The 16,691-nt window shown below is 69.3% G+C and carries 19 protein-coding genes; 17 read left to right on the top strand and 2 right to left on the bottom strand.

Annotated features, from left to right (window positions below; translation table 11 throughout):
* The 10 genes from IM787_RS01540 (at position 1) to IM787_RS01495 (ending at position 10,368) form a co-directional block, all read left to right on the top strand.
* On the top strand, positions 1 to 1,797 hold the full coding sequence (locus tag IM787_RS01540) for an acyl-CoA dehydrogenase C-terminal domain-containing protein (protein WP_193674867.1): 1,797 nt from the start codon (positions 1 to 3) through the stop codon (positions 1,795 to 1,797).
* Positions 1,798 to 1,820: 23 nt separating this feature from the next.
* On the top strand, positions 1,821 to 2,225 hold the full coding sequence (locus tag IM787_RS01535) for a DUF2147 domain-containing protein (RefSeq protein WP_193675490.1): 405 nt from the start codon (positions 1,821 to 1,823) through the stop codon (positions 2,223 to 2,225).
* Between the two features lie 178 nt (positions 2,226 to 2,403).
* A complete protein-coding gene (locus tag IM787_RS01530; RefSeq protein ID WP_193674866.1) occupies positions 2,404 to 4,803 on the top strand; it encodes a 3-hydroxyacyl-CoA dehydrogenase/enoyl-CoA hydratase family protein in 2,400 nt (799 codons plus the stop codon).
* A gap of 50 nt (positions 4,804 to 4,853) precedes the next feature.
* On the top strand, positions 4,854 to 5,270 hold the full coding sequence (locus tag IM787_RS01525; RefSeq protein WP_193674865.1) for an endonuclease domain-containing protein: 417 nt from the start codon (positions 4,854 to 4,856) through the stop codon (positions 5,268 to 5,270).
* A complete protein-coding gene (locus IM787_RS01520) occupies positions 5,267 to 6,475 on the top strand; it encodes an acetyl-CoA C-acyltransferase (RefSeq protein WP_193674864.1) in 1,209 nt (402 codons plus the stop codon). Before IM787_RS01525 ends, IM787_RS01520 begins: the two co-directional genes overlap by 4 nt.
* A 129-nt stretch (positions 6,476 to 6,604) precedes the next feature.
* A complete protein-coding gene (locus tag IM787_RS01515; protein WP_193674863.1) occupies positions 6,605 to 7,468 on the top strand; it encodes an alpha/beta hydrolase family protein in 864 nt (287 codons plus the stop codon).
* Positions 7,465 to 8,271, top strand: coding sequence for an acyl-CoA thioesterase (locus tag IM787_RS01510; RefSeq protein WP_193674862.1), 807 nt, complete (start codon positions 7,465 to 7,467; stop codon positions 8,269 to 8,271). Before IM787_RS01515 ends, IM787_RS01510 begins: the two co-directional genes overlap by 4 nt.
* Before the next feature lie 5 nt (positions 8,272 to 8,276).
* A complete protein-coding gene (locus IM787_RS01505; protein ID WP_193674861.1) occupies positions 8,277 to 9,014 on the top strand; it encodes an SDR family oxidoreductase in 738 nt (245 codons plus the stop codon).
* Positions 9,014 to 9,604 (top strand): 2-hydroxychromene-2-carboxylate isomerase, encoded by a 591-nt coding sequence (locus tag IM787_RS01500; RefSeq protein ID WP_193674860.1) that lies wholly within the window; start codon positions 9,014 to 9,016, stop codon positions 9,602 to 9,604. The genes IM787_RS01505 and IM787_RS01500 overlap by 1 nt, the downstream gene beginning before the upstream one ends.
* Positions 9,601 to 10,368 carry an enoyl-CoA hydratase gene (locus IM787_RS01495; RefSeq protein ID WP_193674859.1) on the top strand — a complete coding sequence of 256 codons (768 nt, stop codon included), beginning with the start codon at positions 9,601 to 9,603 and terminating at the stop codon, positions 10,366 to 10,368. The genes IM787_RS01500 and IM787_RS01495 overlap by 4 nt, the downstream gene beginning before the upstream one ends.
* Here IM787_RS01495 and IM787_RS01490 read toward each other — a convergent pair.
* On the bottom strand, positions 10,365 to 11,024 hold the full coding sequence (locus IM787_RS01490) for a TetR/AcrR family transcriptional regulator (RefSeq protein ID WP_193674858.1): 660 nt from the start codon (positions 11,022 to 11,024) through the stop codon (positions 10,365 to 10,367). The two genes, IM787_RS01495 and IM787_RS01490, sit on opposite strands and share 4 nt — an antisense overlap.
* An 87-nt stretch (positions 11,025 to 11,111) precedes the next feature.
* Here IM787_RS01490 and IM787_RS01485 point away from each other — a divergent pair, with 87 nt between their 5' ends.
* The 7 genes from IM787_RS01485 to IM787_RS01455 all read left to right on the top strand — a co-directional run bounded on the left by IM787_RS01485 (position 11,112) and on the right by IM787_RS01455 (position 16,093).
* Positions 11,112 to 12,008, top strand: coding sequence for a c-type cytochrome (locus IM787_RS01485; protein ID WP_193674857.1), 897 nt, complete (start codon positions 11,112 to 11,114; stop codon positions 12,006 to 12,008).
* 57 nt (positions 12,009 to 12,065) lie between these two features.
* Positions 12,066 to 12,905, top strand: a complete 840-nt coding sequence (locus IM787_RS01480) for an SDR family oxidoreductase (protein WP_193674856.1) — start codon at positions 12,066 to 12,068, stop codon at positions 12,903 to 12,905.
* 54 nt (positions 12,906 to 12,959) lie between these two features.
* Entirely contained in the window at positions 12,960 to 13,316 is a 357-nt protein-coding gene (locus IM787_RS01475) for a YciI family protein (RefSeq protein ID WP_193674855.1), read from the top strand.
* A 110-nt stretch (positions 13,317 to 13,426) separates the two neighbouring features.
* Positions 13,427 to 13,849, top strand: a complete 423-nt coding sequence (locus tag IM787_RS01470; RefSeq protein ID WP_193674854.1) for a YciI family protein — start codon at positions 13,427 to 13,429, stop codon at positions 13,847 to 13,849.
* A 7-nt stretch (positions 13,850 to 13,856) separates the two neighbouring features.
* Positions 13,857 to 14,378, top strand: a complete 522-nt coding sequence (locus tag IM787_RS01465) for an SRPBCC family protein (protein WP_193674853.1) — start codon at positions 13,857 to 13,859, stop codon at positions 14,376 to 14,378.
* 16 nt (positions 14,379 to 14,394) lie between these two features.
* Positions 14,395 to 14,805, top strand: a complete 411-nt coding sequence (locus IM787_RS01460) for a VOC family protein (RefSeq protein WP_193674852.1) — start codon at positions 14,395 to 14,397, stop codon at positions 14,803 to 14,805.
* A 10-nt stretch (positions 14,806 to 14,815) separates the two neighbouring features.
* Entirely contained in the window at positions 14,816 to 16,093 is a 1,278-nt protein-coding gene (locus IM787_RS01455) for an RNA polymerase sigma factor (RefSeq protein ID WP_193674851.1), read from the top strand.
* On the opposite strand, the gene IM787_RS01450 is transcribed toward IM787_RS01455, so the two are convergent.
* On the bottom strand, positions 16,077 to 16,667 hold the full coding sequence (locus IM787_RS01450; RefSeq protein ID WP_193674850.1) for a DUF2889 domain-containing protein: 591 nt from the start codon (positions 16,665 to 16,667) through the stop codon (positions 16,077 to 16,079). The two genes, IM787_RS01455 and IM787_RS01450, sit on opposite strands and share 17 nt — an antisense overlap.
* Positions 16,668 to 16,691 lie beyond the last annotated feature (24 nt).

The raw sequence follows: 16,691 nt of genomic DNA, 5'->3' as shown, positions 1-16,691 counted from the left end.
ATGCCCACGTACACCCCGCCCCTGCGCGACATGCAGTTCGTCATCCACGAAGTGCTGAACGCCACCGACGAACTGAAGGCCCTGCCGAAGCACGCGGACATCGACGCCGACACCATCAATGCGGTGCTGGAAGAGGGCGGTAAGTTCGCTTCGGAAGTGACCTTCCCGCTGAACATCACCGGCGACACCGAAGGCTGCAAGCTCGATGCGAAGACGCACGAGGTCAAGACGCCCACCGGCTTCAAGGACGCCTATGCCAAGTACGTCGAAGGCGGCTGGCCGGCGCTGTCGTGCGACCCGGAGTACGGCGGACAGGGCCTGCCCTTCGTGCTGAACCAGTGCTTCTACGAGATGCTGAACAGCGCCAACCAGGCCTGGACCATGTACCCCGGCCTGTCGCACGGCGCCTACGAGGCCCTGCACGCGCACGGCACCGACGAACAGAAGAAGACCTACCTGCCCAAGCTCGTCTCCGGCGAGTGGACCGGCACCATGTGCCTGACCGAGCCCCATTGCGGCACGGACCTCGGCCTGCTGCGCACCAAGGCCGAACCGCAGGCCGACGGCACCTACAAGCTGACCGGCAACAAGATCTTCATCTCCGCCGGCGAGCACGACATGACGGCGAACATCGTGCACCTGGTGCTGGCCCGCTTGCCGGACGCGCCGCAGGGCAGCAAGGGCATCTCGCTGTTCGTCGTGCCGAAGTACAACGTGAAGGCCGACGGCTCGCTGGGCGAGCGCAACGGCATCTACTGCGGCGGCCTGGAGCACAAGATGGGCATCCACGGCAACGCCACCGCGCAGCTGGTGCTGGAGGGCGCCGTCGGCTCGCTGGTCGGCGAGCCGAACAAGGGCCTGGCCGCGATGTTCGTGATGATGAATGCCGCCCGCCTGGGCGTGGGCAACCAGTCGCTGGGCCTGACCGAAGTGGCCTACCAGAACGCGCTGGCCTACGCGAAGGACCGCCTGCAGATGCGCGCGCTGTCCGGCCCCAAGGCCAAGGACAAGCCGGCCGACCCGATCATCGTCCACCCGGACGTGCGCAAGATGCTGCTGACTGCCAAGGCTTACGCCGAGGGCGGCCGCGCGATGGCGATCTACTGCACGCTGCTGCTGGACAAGGAGCTGTACCACCCCGACGAGAAGGTCCGCAAGGAGAGCGCCGAGATGGTGGCGCTGCTCACGCCGATCGTGAAGGCCTTCCTGACGGACAACGGCCACATCTCCACCAACGCCTGCATGCAGGTGTTCGGCGGCCACGGCTTCATCAAGGAATGGGGCATGGAGCAGTTCGTGCGGGACAACCGCATCAACATGATCTATGAAGGCACCAACACCATCCAGTCGCTGGACCTGCTGGGCCGCAAGATCCTGGGCAACCAGGGCGCCACGCTGAAGAAGTTCGGCAAGCTGGTGGCGCAGCTGGTGGAAGAGGAAGGCGTCAACGAGCAGATGGCCGAGTTCATCAATCCGGTGGCCTACCTGGGCGACCAGATGACCAAGTTCACCACCGAGATCGGCTTCAAGGCCTTCCAGAACCCGGACGAAGTGGGCGGCGCCGCCGTCGACTACCTGCGCGTGGCCGGCCACCTGGTGTTCGGTTATTTCTGGGCGCGCATGGCGCAGGTCGCGCTGCGCGAGATCGCGGCCGGCAACACCGACCCGTTCTACAAGGCGAAGCTGCAGACCGCGCGCTTCTACTTCGCGCGCCTGTTCCCGGAAACGGCGACGCTGATGCGCACGGCGCGCTCCGGCGTGAAGGTGCTGCTGGACACCGAAGAGGCGCTCGCGTGAAAGCGGCGCTGATCGCCACCGGCATGCTGTTCGCCGGCACGGCGCTCGCCCAGGTGTCCCCCGTGGGCACCTGGCGCAACATCGACGACAAGACCGGCGAGGCCAAGGCCGAGATCCGCATCACCGAGAGCGGCGGCGTGCTGAACGGCCGCATCGAGAAGCGGCTGGCCAAGGATGCCAAGCCGGACTCCGTCTGCGAGGAATGCAAGGACGAGCGCAAGGGCCAGCCCCTGACCGGACTGGAGATCATCCGCGGCGCGAAGAAGGCCGAGGGCCGCGACGTCTGGGAAGGCGGCAAGATCCTCGACCCGGAGAACGGCCGCGAGTACACGCTGCGCCTGACGCCCATCGAGGGCGGCAAGCGGCTGGAAGTGCGCGGCTCGATCGGGCCGTTCGGCCGCACCCAGACCTGGGTGCGCGTGCAGTAGACGCTTTTTTTCCCCTCCCCCTCTGGGGGAGGGCAGGGTGGGGGCGCCCGGCGGTCGCAGCGCCCCCATCCCAACCCTCCCCCAGAGGGGGAGGGAGCAAGAATCAGGAGTTCCCGTGTACAAAGATCAAGACGAACGTTCCGGCAGCGCGCCGTCGGCGCAAGGGAAGGCAAGAACGATGAACCGCTTCCAGGTGAAGAAGGTGGCCGTGCTCGGCGCCGGCGTGATGGGCGCGCAGATCGCCGCGCACCTGGTCAACGTGAAGGTGCCGGTGGTGCTGTTCGACCTGCCCGCCAAGGAAGGCCCGAAGAACGGCGTGGTCACGAAGGCCGTCGAAGGCCTGAAGAAGCTCAAGCCGTCGCCGCTGGGCGTGCCGGAGGACGCCGCGCTGATCCAGCAGGCGAACTATGAAGAGCACCTGTCCCTGCTGGGCGAATGCGACCTGGTGATCGAGGCGATCGCCGAGCGCATGGACTGGAAGCTGGACCTGTACAAGAAGATCGCGCCGCACGTGGCGAAGCACGCCATCGTCGCATCCAACACGTCCGGCCTGTCGATCACGAAGATGTCCGAGGCGCTGCCGGAGGCGATCAAGCCCCGGTTCTGCGGCATCCACTTCTTCAACCCGCCGCGGTACATGTACCTGGTGGAGCTGATCCCGACCCCGACGACGAAGCCGGAGATCCTGGACGACCTGGAGACCTTCGTCACCAGCGGCCTGGGCAAGGGGGTCGTGCGCGCCAAGGACACGCCCAACTTCATCGCCAACCGCGTCGGCATCGCCGGCATGCTGGGCACGATGCGCGAGGTCGAGAAGTTCGGCCTGACCTTCGACGTGGTCGACGACCTCACCGGCAAGAAGCTGGGCCGCGCGTCCAGCGGCACCTTCCGCACCGCGGACGTGGTCGGCCTGGACACCATGGCCCACGTCATGAAGACGCTGCAGGACACGCTGTCGCCCGAGACCGACCCGTTCTATTCGAGCTTCGGCACGCCGGCCGTGCTGACCAAGCTGCTGGAGAAGGGCCACCTGGGGCAGAAGTCCAAGGCGGGCTTCTTCAAGAAGGCCGGGCGGGACATCCTGCGCTTCGAGCTGGAAAGCGAAAGCTACGTGCCGGCCGGCCAGAAGGCCGACGAGGTCTACGGCCGCATGCTGAAGAAGCCGGCCGCCGAGCGCCTGAAGCTGCTGCGCAATGCCACCGGCCCGCAGGGCCAGTTCCTCTGGTCCATCCTGCGCAACAGCTTCCACTACGCCGCCGTGCACCTGGCGACCATCGCCGAGACCGCGCGGGACGTCGACCAGGCCATGCGCTGGGGCTTCGGCATGAAGCAGGGCCCGTTCGAGCTGTGGCAGGAAGCCGGCTGGCTGCAGGTGGCGCAATGGATCCAGGAAGACATCGATGCGGGCAAGGCGTTGTCGAAGGCGCCGCTGCCGGCCTGGGTGTTCAAGGGTCCCGTCGCGGATGCGGGCGGCGTGCACACCGAACAGGGCTCGTTCAACCCGACCACCGGCAAGTTCCAGCCGCGCCGCGTGCTGCCGGTCTACCAGCGCCAGCTGTTCCCCGAACTGCTGCGCGGCGAGGCCGGTCCGCGCTTCGAAACCGCGGGCACCACGCTGCACGAGGACAAGAACCTGCGTCTCTGGACGCTGGACGACGAGGTCCTCATCTGCAGCCTCAAGACCAAGATGCACGTCATCAGCCCCGAGGTCTGCGAAGGGCTGCAGCAGGCGGTCGAGATGGCGGAGAAGGACTACGAGGGCCTGGTGATCTGGTCGGGCGACGAGCCCTTCAGCGCCGGCGCCGACCTCGAGTCCACGCTGCCGGCCTTCATCGCCGTCGGCGTCGCGGCCATCGAGGATGCCGAGGGCTTCATGCAGCAGACCATGCTGCGCCTGCGCTATGCCAGCGTGCCGGTGGTGTCCGCCATCCGCGGCCTGGCGCTGGGCGGCGGCTGTGAGCTGGGCCTGTATTCGGCCAAGCGCGTCGCCGCGATGGAAAGCTACATCGGCCTGGTGGAGGTCGGCGTCGGCCTGGTGCCGGGCGCGGGCGGCCTGACCTACATCGCGCGCCGCGCGGCGGAGAACGCGCAGCACAGCATGGACAAGGAGCTGCTGAAGTTCCTGACCGAGGGCTTCACGGCCGCGGCCATGGCCAAGGTGGGCACCAGCGCGATCGAGTCGCGCAAGATCGGCTACCTGCTGGAGAGCGACGTGATCGTCCCGAACAAGGACGAACTGCTCTACGTCGCTGTGCAGCAGGCCAAGTCGATGTTCGATGCCGGCTACCGTCCGCCGCACAAGCGCCTGTTCCCGGTGGCGGGCCGCAGCGGCAAGGCGACGATCCTGGGCCAGCTGATCAACATGCGCGACGGCGGCTTCATCAGCCAGCACGACTTCCGCATCGCCGGCCTGATCGCCAACGTGGTGACCGGGGGCGACGTGGACGCGAACCAGCTGGTGAACGAGGAGTACCTGATGACGCTGGAGCGCAGGGCCTTCTGCGAGCTGGTGCAGCACCCGAAGACGCAGGAGCGGATCCTGGGGATGCTGAGCACGGGGAAGCCTGTTCGGAACTGACCCTGCTCCCTCCCCCTCTGGGGGAGGGCTGGGGTGGGGGCACACCACGCATGCAGAACCAGTCCACATCGACGGCCCAGCGCAACGCGCGCGTGCTTCGGCGCGAGATGACGGATTCCGAGCGCAAGCTCTGGTCTGGCCTGCGTGGCGAGCAACTCGGAGTGAAGTTCCGCCGTCAGCACCCTCTCGGCAACTACATCGCGGACTTCGCCTGCCTCGCCCCCAAGCTGATCGTGGAGCTCGATGGGTCCCAGCACGAGCGGCAAGTCGATTACGACGGCCGGCGAGATGGCTTCTTTCGCGCCCACGGCTTTGCGGTGCTGCGATTTCCGAGCAACGCAGCACTGACGAATTTGGACGGCGTACGCCAGTCCATCCTCGACCAATTGCAGGCGTTGGGGGCCGCGTGCCCCCACCCCAGCCCTCCCCCAGAGGGGGAGGGAGTGAATACCAGGAACCAACCATGACCAAGCAACTCCAGGACGCCTACATCGTCGCCGCCACGCGCACGCCCATCGGGCGTTCGCACAAGGGCTTCTTCCGCAACACCCGGCCCGACGACCTGCTGGCCACGGTGCTGAAGGCGGCGCTGGCGCAGGTGCCGAACCTCGACCCGAACGCCATCGAAGACCTGATCTGCGGCTGCGCGATTCCCGAAGGGCCGCAGGGCCTGAACGTGGCGCGCGTCGGCGCGGTGCTCGCCGGGCTGCCCAAGAGCGTGGGCGGCATCACCGTCAACCGCTTCTGCGCCTCCGGCCTGGCCGCGGTGCAGATGGCCGCCGACCGCATCCGGGTCGGCGAGGCCGACGTGATGATCGCCGCCGGCACCGAGAGCATGAGCATGGTGCCGATGATGGGCAACACGCCCTCGCTGTCGCCGGAGATCTTCCGCGACCCCGACGACATCGGCAACTACGGCATCGCCTACGGCATGGGCCTCACCGCCGAGAAGGTGGCGCAGCAATACAAGGTGAGCCGGGAAGACCAGGACGCCTTCGCCCTGGCCTCGCACCAGCGCGCCGTGAAGGCGCAGCAGGCCGGCCTGTTCGCCGACGAGATGACCGCCGTGCAGGTCGAGGAGCGCCAGCTGGACCTCGAATCCGCCGAAGTCGCGATCGACACCCACACGGTGAAGCTCGACGAAGGCCCGCGCCCGGACACCACCCTCGAGGCGCTGGGCAAGCTGCGCCCGGTGTTCGCCGCGCGCGGCAGCGTCACGGCCGGCAACAGCTCGCAGACCTCCGACGGCGCCGGCGCGCTGATCATCGCCAGCGAGGCGGCCATCAAGCGCTTCAACCTGCAGCCGCTCGCGCGCTTCGTCAGCTACGCCAGCCGCGGCGTGCCGCCGCACATCATGGGCATCGGCCCGATCCAGGCGATCCCCGCCGCGCTCAAGTCCGCCGGCCTGAAGCAGGAAGACATCGACTGGTTCGAGCTGAACGAGGCCTTCGCCGCGCAGTCGCTCGCCGTGATCCGCGAACTGGGCCTGGACGCCAGCAAGATCAATCCCATGGGCGGCGCGATCGCCCTGGGCCACCCGCTGGGCGCCACCGGCGCGATCCGTTCCGCCACCGTGGTGCACGCCCTGCGCCGCAACAACCTGAAGTACGGGATGGTGACGATGTGCGTCGGCATGGGGCAGGGCGCGGCGGGGATCTTCGAGCGCGTGTGACGGATTTTTTCCTTCCCCCTCTGGGGGAAGGAAGGGATGGGGGCGCGCGGCCGACCGAGTGCCCCCACCCCGACCCTCCCCCAGAGGGGGAGGGAGGAAGAAAAGAAGACAGCAACGAGAGGAGTAAGCATGGAACGAGTGACGCTGAGGGCCACGGACGGCGCGGAGATCTCCGCTCGCGTCTATGCGCCCGAAGGCTCGCCCGCCGGTAACGTCGTCATTGGCGGCGCGATGGGCGTGCGGCAGGAGTTCTACGCACCCTTCGCCACCTGGCTCGCGGTGCAGGGCTGGCGCGTGACCACCTTCGACTACCGCGGCAGCGGCGAGTCGGCGCCGGCCAGCCTGCGCGGCTTCCGGGCCGACCTGTTCGACTGGACGCGCGACTACGAGGCGGCCATCGACCACGCGCATGCGGCACTGCCGGATGCGCCGCTCCATCTCCTCGGCCACAGCCTGGGCGCGCAGCTCCCGGGCCTGCTCTCCAACCAGGCCAAGGTCAGCGGCCTGCTCAGCGTGGCGGCCGGCAGCGGCTACTGGCGCGAGAACGCACCGCAACTCAAGCGCGTGATCCCGTGGTTCTGGTTCGTGCTGGTGCCGGTGGCCACGCGCCTGTGCGGCTACTTCCCCGGCCGCAAGCTGCGCAAGGTCGGCGACCTGCCGGCCGGCGTCATCCTGCAGTGGCGCCGCTGGTGCCTGCATCCGCGCTACAGCGTGGGCGCGGAGGGCGAGCTGGCCCGCGCGGCCTATGCGCGCGCACGTTTCCCGGTGCTGGCGCTCTCCATCTCCGACGACGAGCTGATGACGCTGCAGGGCACGCGCAGCCTGGTGTCGCTGTACGAGAACGCGCCGCGCCAGATCGAGCGGATCGCGCCGGCCGACGTGGCCCTGCGGCGCATCGGCCACTTCGGTCCCTTCCGCAGCGAACAGGAAACGCGCCTCTGGCCGCGGATGGCCGACCGGCTGCGCACGCTGTCCACGCCGCAAGCCGCATGAGCACGCATCCCTTCGACGAAGCCGTCGCCCTGCAGCCGCAGGCGGACGGCAGCTTCCAGGGCCGCACCAGCCCCGCCTACGCCAACATGATCGGGCCGTACGGCGGCATCACCGCCGCGCAGTGCCTGCAGTCCGTGCTGGCGCACCCGCAGCGGCTGGGCGACCCGGTGTCCCTGACCATCAACTTCGCGGCGGCCCTGGCCGACGGCCCCTTCATCGCCCGGCCGCGGCCCGCCCGCACCAACCGCTCCACCCAGCACTGGATCGTGGAGATGCTGCAGGGCGACGAGGTCGTCATCACCGCCACCGTGTTCACCGCGGTGCGGCGCGAGACCTGGTCCGGCCACGAGGCCCGCATGCCGCAGGTGCCGCGCCCCCACGACACGCCGCGCACGCCGCGCCACGGCGTCGAGTGGCTCAACCGCTACGACATGCGCTTCCTGGAAGGTTCCATCCCGCAGGAATGGAAGGGCGCCGAGAACGCCAGCAGCCTGACGCGCCTGTGGGTGCGCGACGACCCGGCGCGGCCGCTCGACTTCGCGTCGCTCACCGCCCTGGCGGACGTGTTCTTCCCCCGCGTCTGGCTGCGCCGTGCCAAACTGACGGCCATTGGCACCGTGAGCATGACCGTCTACTTCCACGCCGACGCCGCCCACCTGGCGGCCGCCTCGTCCGGCTACCTGCTCGTGCAGGCGCAGGGGCAGGGCTTCGGCGGGGGCTACTTCGACCACGCGGGACAGCTGTGGGACGAAGCCGGCCGGCTCCTGGCCACCACCCACCAGGTCGTCTACTACAAGGAGTGAGCCCCATGGCCGAAGCAGCAGCGCGCCCGGTGGCGGTCGTCATCGGCGCCGGTGACGCCACGGGCGGCGCGATCGCGCGGCGCTTCGCGCGCGGCGGCTACACGGTGTGCGCCGCGCGGCGCAATGCCGACAAGCTGCAGCCGCTGCTGGAGCAGATCCGCGCGGAAGGCGGCACGGCCCATGGCTTTGCTTCCGATGCGCGCGACGAGGACGCGGTCGCGGCGCTGTTCGACGACATCGAAGGCCGCATCGGCCCGGTGGAGGTGCTGGTGTTCAACATCGGCGCCAACGTGCAGAGCAGCATCCTGGAAGAGACGGCGCGCAAGTACTTCAAGATCTGGGAGATGGCGTGCTTCGCCGGCTTCCTGGTGGGACGCAAGGCGGCGCGCTGCATGGCGCCGCGCGGCCGCGGCACGATCCTCTTCACGGGCGCGACGGCGTCGCTGCGTGGCTCCGCCAACTTCGCGGCGTTCGCGGGCGCCAAGGCCGCCCTGCGCGCGCTCGCCCAGAGCATGGCGCGCGAGCTCGGCCCGCGCGGCATCCACGTGGCGCACGTCGTCGTCGACGGCGCCATCGACACCGCGTTCATCCGCGAGAACTTCCCCGATCGCTATGCACTGAAGGACCAGGACGGCATCGTGAACCCCGACCATATCGCCGAGACGTACTGGATGCTGCACCAGCAGCCGCGCGACGCCTGGACGCACGAGCTGGACCTGCGTCCCTGGATGGAGAAATTCTGATGGGCAAGGAAGTCGAGTTCTATTTCGACGTGGGCAGCCCCGCCGCCTACATTGCCTGGACGCAGCTGCCGCGCATCGCGCGGGAGGCCGGCGCCAACATTGCGTACCGGCCCTTCCTGCTGGGTGGCGTGTTCCACGCCACCGGCAACCGGTCGCCGACGGAGGTGCCCTCCAAGGGCAAGTACCTGCTGGACGACCTCGATCGCTTCGCCCGGCGCTACGCCGCGCCGTTCCGCCACAACCCGCATTTCCCGATCAACACGCTGGCGCTGATGCGCATCGCGACCGGGCTGCAGATGCGCGAACCCGCCCGGATGCTGCCCTACACCGACGCCGTGTACCGCGCGATCTGGGTGGAGGCGCGCGACATGAACGACCCGGCGACCGTCGGCGAAGTGCTGCAGCAGGCGGGCTTCGATGCGCAGCAGATGCTGGCGCTCGCCGGCGACCCGGAAGTGAAGGAACGCCTGAAGGCCGTGACCCAGGATGCGGTGGCGCGCGGCGTCTTCGGCGCGCCCACCTTCTTCGTCGGCGACCAGATGTTCTGGGGCCAGGACCGCCTCGATTTCGTGAAGGAAAGCCTCCAATGAGCCAGGAAATCCTCGCCCACGCCGAAGCCGGCGTGATGACCGTGACGCTCAACCGCCTGGAGCGCAAGAACTCGATCACGTCGGACATGTACGGCGCGCTCGCCGACGCGCTGCAGCGCGCGCGCGACGACGCATCCGTGCGCGTCGCGGTGATCCAGGGGCACGAGACGGTGTTCTCCGCCGGCAACGACATCGGCGACTTCCTGAACAAGCCGCCCGCCGGCGAGGAATCCCCGGTGTTCCGCTTCCTGCACGGCATCGCCACCTTTCCCAAGCCGCTGCTGGCCGCGGTGTGCGGTCCGGCCGTTGGCGTCGGCACCACGCTGCTGTTCCACTGCGACCTGGTTTATGCGGGCGACAACGCCGCCTTCTCCATGCCCTTCGTGAACCTGGGCCTGTGCCCCGAGGCGGCGTCGAGCCTGCTGGTGCCGCAGATGTTCGGCTACCACCGCGCCGCCGAGGCGCTGCTGCTTGGCGAGCCCTTCATGGCCGAAGCCGCGCTCGAGGTCGGCCTGGTCAACCGCGTGCTGCCGCCGACGGAAGCGAATGCCTACGCGCAGCAGCAGGCGAAGAAGCTGGCCGCCAAGCCGCTTTCCAGCCTGGTCGAGATCAAGCGCCTGATGAAGCTGGGGCAGCAGCAGGCCGCCGTGGCGCGCATGAAGGACGAAGGCGACAGCTTCCGCCGCATGCTGCAGGAGCCGGCCGCCAAGGAAGCCTTCACGGCCTTCATGGAAAAGCGCAAGCCGGACTTCTCGAAGGTCTAGCCTTCCATGGTGAGCGGGGGCAGCGGCCGGGCCGCGACCTCCGCCGCCTCCGCCGCGGACATCCCCAGCGCACGCAGCAGCAGGGCCGCACAGGCCTGGTCGTGCTTCGCCGGCGCCGCGCCGAGCGCGACGCGCCGCATCGCCTGCGTGCAGATGCCATTGATCGCGTCCAGCGCCGCGGCCTCGCTGGGCACCTTGAACTTCTTCTGCTTCACGCCCAGGCGCAGGTCCGCCAGGGGGTACTGCATGATCGTTTCCTGCACGAGAGGGCTCGCCGTCATCACGTCGAGCAGCAGCAGCGTCCAGTCCGGGCTGTCGGCGGCCAGGCGCACGTAGCGCCTCTGGCCGATCGCCATGCGCTCGGCGCCGTCGGCGATGTGGGCGTAGCTGTCGTTGATGGCGCGGCACAGGGTCTCGGCCAGCACCGCCGCCAGCCGCTGCACCAGCGCGTCCTTCGTGCTGAAGTGGTTGTAGAGCGTGGCCGTCGTCACGCCGGCCGCCTGCGCGACCTGCTGCATCGTCGCGGCCTGCAATCCGCGCTCGCAGATCACCTGCACGGCCGCATGGAGCAGCTGCGAATGGGTGCGCTCCCGCTTGGGGCCGCCGCTCGTCCCCTCGAGGAAGGCCGCGGCCAGGGCGGGGGGGAGGGGTGGCATTGACGTCGGCCAGTAATTTGACATACCATCCATTTTTCGACACAAACACCAAAATTGGAGCTTGCCTCCATTCTAGAGGAGAAGGTGATGGGGAAGTGGATGAAGAGGCTGGGGCTCGCCGCCGGCCTGCTGGCGGTGCTGGTGGCCGGCGCCGTGTTCGCGGGCCTGCAACTGGCCGACCGCAAGATGCAGCGCCGGGTGGAGGTGAAGGTGCAGCCGGTGGCGTACACCACCGACGCGGCGGCCGTGGAGCGCGGCCGCTACCTGTTCGCCTCTCGCGGCTGCGTGGATTGCCACGGTGCCAACGGCGGCGGGCGGACGTTCGTGGAGGAGGCCGACGGGCTGAAGATCCGCGGCCCCAACATCACGCGCGCGGCGGGCGGCGTGGTCGGGGGCTACCAGCCGCAGGATTGGGTGCGCGCGATCCGGCACGGCGTCGCGCCCGACGGGCGCCCCCTGATGATCATGCCCAGCGAGGACTACAACCGCTTCACCGATGCGGACCTGGCCGCACTGGTCGCCTACGTCCGTTCCATGCCGCCCGCCGAAGGCGGAGCGGCCGAACTGCGGCTGCCGGTGCCGGTGCGCGTGCTCTACGGTTTCGGCGCGATCCAGGACGCCGCCGCCAAGATCGACCACGCCCTGCCGCCGGCGCAGCCCGTCGCCGAAGGCGTGAACGTGGCGCACGGCGCCTACGTCGCCAACATGTGCCTGGGCTGCCATGGCCCGCAGCTGGCCGGTGGCCGCATCCCGGGCGGCCCGCCGGACTGGCCTGCGGCGTCCAACCTCACGCCCGGCGAGGGCACGGTGATGACCCGCTACCCGGATGCCGATGCGCTGCTGCGCCTGTTCCGGACCGGCAAGCGCCACGACGGCAGCGAAGTGAAGGTCATGCCGTTCAACTCCCTGCGCGAGATGAGCGACACCGACGTGCGGGCCCTGCACCTGTACCTGCGCGGGCTGCCGCCGAAGCCGCAGGGCTGAGGATACGCTGGCTCCCCCGCTGCCCCACAATGCGGCGGAACAGCCAAAGGAGGCCCCATGCCCACGCTCCAGGGAAAGACGCTCTTCATCACCGGTGCCTCGCGCGGCATCGGCCTGGCGATCGCGAAGCGCGCCGCCGCCGACGGCGCCAACATCGTCATCGCCGCCAAGACCACGGAGCCCGACCCGCGGCTGCCCGGCACCATCTACAGCGCAGCGGAGGAGGTGCGTGCCGCCGGCGGCCAGGCGTTGCCGATGCAGGTGGACATCCGCGACGAGGCCGCGGTGCTGGCGGCCGTGCAGCAGGCGGTGCTCACCTTCGGCGGCATCGACATCCTGGTCAACAACGCCAGCGCGATCAGCCTCACGGACACCGAGCACACGCCGATGAAGCGCTACGACCTGATGAACGGGATCAACGCGCGCGGCACCTACCTGTGCACGCAGGCCTGCCTGGCCGAGCTGAAGAAGTCCGCCGCCGCGGGTCGCAACCCGCACGTGCTCAACATGTCGCCGCCGCTGTCCATGAAGGAGCACTGGTTCGCGCCGCATACCGCGTACACCATGGCCAAGTACGGCATGAGCATGTGCACGCTGGGACACGCCGGCGAGTTCCGCCAGTACGGCATCGCCGTCAACAGCCTGTGGCCGCGCACCGCCATCGCCACGGCCGCCTTGCAGATGATCCCGGGCGTCGACCTGAAGGCCTGCCGCACGCCGGAGATCCTGGCGGACGCGGCCTACCTCGTCCTCACGTCCGACGCGGCGGATGCGAAGAACAGCGGCAACTTCCACATCGACGACACGCTGCTGGGCCAGCATGGCCACACGGACCTCGACCGTTACGCGGTGACGCCGGGCAACCGCAAGTTCATCCCCGACTTCTTCGTGGATTGATCCCATCCCGGCTGGTGGATGACGCGGCCGAAAGTGCGCACTATCATGCGCCGCATGGCCTACATGCTCCTGATCCACGAACCCGCCGGACAGCGCGCGACGCGCACGCGCGCGCAAGGCGAGGCCGTCTACGAGCGCATGGTGCAGTGGGGACGCGGCCTGCGCGACCGCGACCTGCTGGTCTCCGGCGAATCCCTGCTCAGCCCGGAGGAGGGCGGCGCGCGGGTGCAGGTCCGTTCCGGCCGCGCCCAGGTGCTCGACGGTCCCTTTGCCGAAGCCAAGGAGATGGTGGGCGGCTTCTTCCTGCTGGCGTGCAAGACCCGGGAGGAAGCCCTGGACATCGCGGCGACCTGCCCCGCCGCCGAGTGGGCCACCGTGGAAGTCCGCGAGACCGGTCCCTGTTTCCTTTGAGGCCCAGGGTTTCTACTGAGTCGGCCTTGTCGATCGGGCCGTCCCTCCTTCGTCGTGGAACCAGGAGCGCAGGAAAAGCGCGCTCCCTTCCACCACCCCAGGAGAAGTCCATGCGCTTCATGATCATCGTCAAGGCCACCGCCGACTCCGAGGCGGGCCGCTTCCCCGACAACCCCGAGCCGGTGTTCGCCGCCATGGCGGGCTACCACGAGGAACTCGCCAAGGCCGGCGCGCTGCTCGACGCCGCCGGCCTGCAACCCACCAGCAAGGGCTGGCGCGTCGAATACGAAGGCAGCAAGCGCAGCGTCATCGACGGCCCCTTCACCGAGAGCAAGGAACTGGTCGCCGGCTACACGCTGATCCAGACCCGCACGCGCGAAGAGGCGATCGAGTGGTCGCGCCGCTTCCCCAACCCCATCGGCGAAGGCGTCCGCTGCCACATCGAGGTCCGCCAGCTGTACGAGATGGAGGACTTCGAGGGCCTGATCCAGTCCGGCACGAAGCAGCGCTTCGACCGGCTCGAGCTGCGCTGAGGCCGCCATGCTCAAGGCCATCGCCCTCCTTTCGCTCGCCGTCGTCGCCGGCGTCCTGGTCGCCGCCGCCCTGCGGCCCGGCAGCTACCGCGTGGAACGCTCGCTGACCGTGCAGGCGCCGCCGGAGAAACTGCAGCCGATGATCGCGGACCTGCATCAATTCAACACCTGGAACCCCTTCAACCGCGACCCCGCCATGAAGGGCGAATACCGCGGGCCGGCCACGGGCCCGGGCTCCGCGTACCACTTCGAAGGCGGCAAGTCCGGCAGCGGCAGCCTGCGCATCGTCGACGCCGCGCCGGCGAAGGTGCGGATGGAACTGCACATGCTCAAGCCCATGGAAGGGCGCAACGACATCGAGTTCACCCTGCGGCCGCGCGGCAACGCCACGGACGTGTCCTGGTCCATGCAGGGCGAGAGTCCCTTCCTCAGCCGGCTGATCGGCCTCTTCGTCAACATGGACCGCATGATCGGCTCCGAATTCGAGAACGGGCTCGCGGCCCTCAAGCTGCGCGCCGAACGCCACTGAACCCAAAGGAATCTTCATGGCCCGCAAGATCTTCGTCAACCTGCCGATCAAGGACATGGAACGCTCGCAGGCGTTCTTCAAGGCCCTCGGCTTCTCCTTCAACCCGCAGTTCACCAACGAGCAGGGCGCCTGCATGGTGATCAGCGAGGACATCTTCACCATGCTGCTGGTGGAGCCGTTCTTCCAGGGCTTCACCAAGAAGCCGATCGCCGACGCGAAGAAGGTCACCGAGGTGCTGGTCTGCCTCTCCTGCGACAGCCGCGAGGAAGTGGACGCGCTGGTGAAGAAGGCGCTGGCCGCCGGCGGCACCGCGCCCAACGCGCCGCAGGACCACGGCTTCATGTACTCGCACGGCTTCGAGGACCTGGACGGCCACGTCTGGGAGCTGGTGTGGATGGACCCCAAGGCCGCCCCGCCGCAAGCCTGACCCTCCGCGCATGCACTCGGCCACCCACGATGCCATCGCCGCCGTCTGGCGCATCGACGCCGCCAAGGTGGTGGCGGTGGTCGCGCGCATGGTGCGCGACATCGGCGTGGCCGAGGAACTGGCGCAGGACGCCTTGGTCGCCGCGCTGGAGCACTGGCCGCGCGAGGGCATCCCCGACAAGCCGGGAGCCTGGCTGATGGCCACCGCCAAGCGCCGCGCGCTCGACCACATCCGCCACGCGAAGATGCGCGACGGCAAGCTGGAGGAACTCGGGCACGACCTCGAGGCGCAGGAGGCGCTGGTGGTGCCCGACTTCGTCGACGCTCTGGACGCCGCGCGGCAGGACGACATCGGCGACGACCTGCTGCGCCTGATCTTCACCGCCTGCCACCCGGTGCTGTCGACGGAGGCGCGCGTGGCGCTGACGTTGCGGCTGCTGGGGGGCCTCACGACGCACGAGATCGCGCGGGCTTACCTGGTGCCCGAGCCGACCATCGCGCAGCGCATCGTGCGCGCGAAGCGCACGCTCAGCGACGCCAAGGTGCCCTATGAGGTGCCGCGCGGCGAAGAGCTGGCGCCCCGTCTCGCCTCCGTGCTGGAGGTCGTGTACCTGGTGTTCAACGAGGGCTACACGGCCACAGCGGGTGACGACTGGATGCGGCCGGCACTGGTGCAGGAGGCGCTGCGCCTGGGGCGCATGCTCGCCGGCATCGCGCCGGACGAACCCGAAGTCCACGGCCTCGTGGCCTTGATGGAACTGCAGGCGTCGCGCACGGCGGCCCGCACGGATGCCGAAGGCCGCCCGGTGCTGCTGCCGGACCAGGACCGGACGCGCTGGGACCGCCTGCTGATCCGCCGCGGCTTCGCGGCGCTGGAGCGCGCCGAGGCGCTGGGCGGCGCCCGCGGCGTGTACGCGTTGCAGGCCGCGATCGCCGCCTGCCACGCGCGGGCGCACACGGCGGCGGAGACCGACTGGTTCCGCATCGCGGCGCTTTATGCGCAGCTCGCCCAGGTCGCGCCCTCCCCCGTGATCGAGCTCAATCGCGCGGTCGCGGTGTCGATGGCCGACGGTCCGGCCGCGGCGCTGGAGATCGTCGACCGCTTGCGGGCGGACGCGGCGCTGCGCCGCTACCAGTGGCTGCCCAGCGTCCGCGGCGACCTGCTGGCCAAACTGGGGCGCAACGACGAAGCGCGGGCGGAGTTCCTGCAGGCGGCGGAGCTGGCAGGCAATGCGCGCGAGCGCGAACTGCTGCTGGCGCGCGCGGCCGGCCTCAGTCTTCCTTCGTGACGGCCGGCGGCCGGTAGAACTGCGGCGCCAGGCGCTGCACCACCGGCCCGTCGAACCGCCAGGTCATGCACTGTCCCATGTAGAAGGGCGGCCGGGCGCCGGCCGACGGCGCGTCGACCCGGGTGTCGCCGTGGGTGGCGCGGTAGTGCGGGATCATCTGGAAGGCCGCCGTGGCGGCGTTGAACACCAGCTCGCGCAGGTGCGTGCAACCGGCCACGGTGCCGATCGCGCCGTCGATGGCCTTGCGCCAGCCGGGCCCCATCGTCAGGCCGACCAGTTTCTGCATGGGGTCCTGCGCGGCGACGTGGCACTCCTCGAACGGGACGTTCAGCGTCGCCGACTGCACGCCGCGGATGGTCAGGCTGTCGTCCAGGGTCAGGCGCACGCGCAGGAAGTGCACCGGCTCGCCGGCGGGCAGCACGCCGCGTTCGCGCATGTGGATGTCTTCGGCCTTGGTGTCCTTCAGTTCGCAGTCGATGTCCCAGAGGCCGTCCTCGCGCAGGAAACCTTCGAAGGCGATGCGGCGGGTGTGGACGGGCTTGCGGGGGACGGGGGCGGGCAGCGGCGCGGACATCCGCCCATCTTAGGGCGTGCCGCT

It is taken from the genome of Ramlibacter pallidus, assembly GCF_015070875.1.
Taxonomy (GTDB): Bacteria; Pseudomonadota; Gammaproteobacteria; order Burkholderiales; family Burkholderiaceae_C; genus Ramlibacter; species Ramlibacter pallidus.
This window is presented reverse-complemented; position numbering and strand designations above follow the sequence as displayed.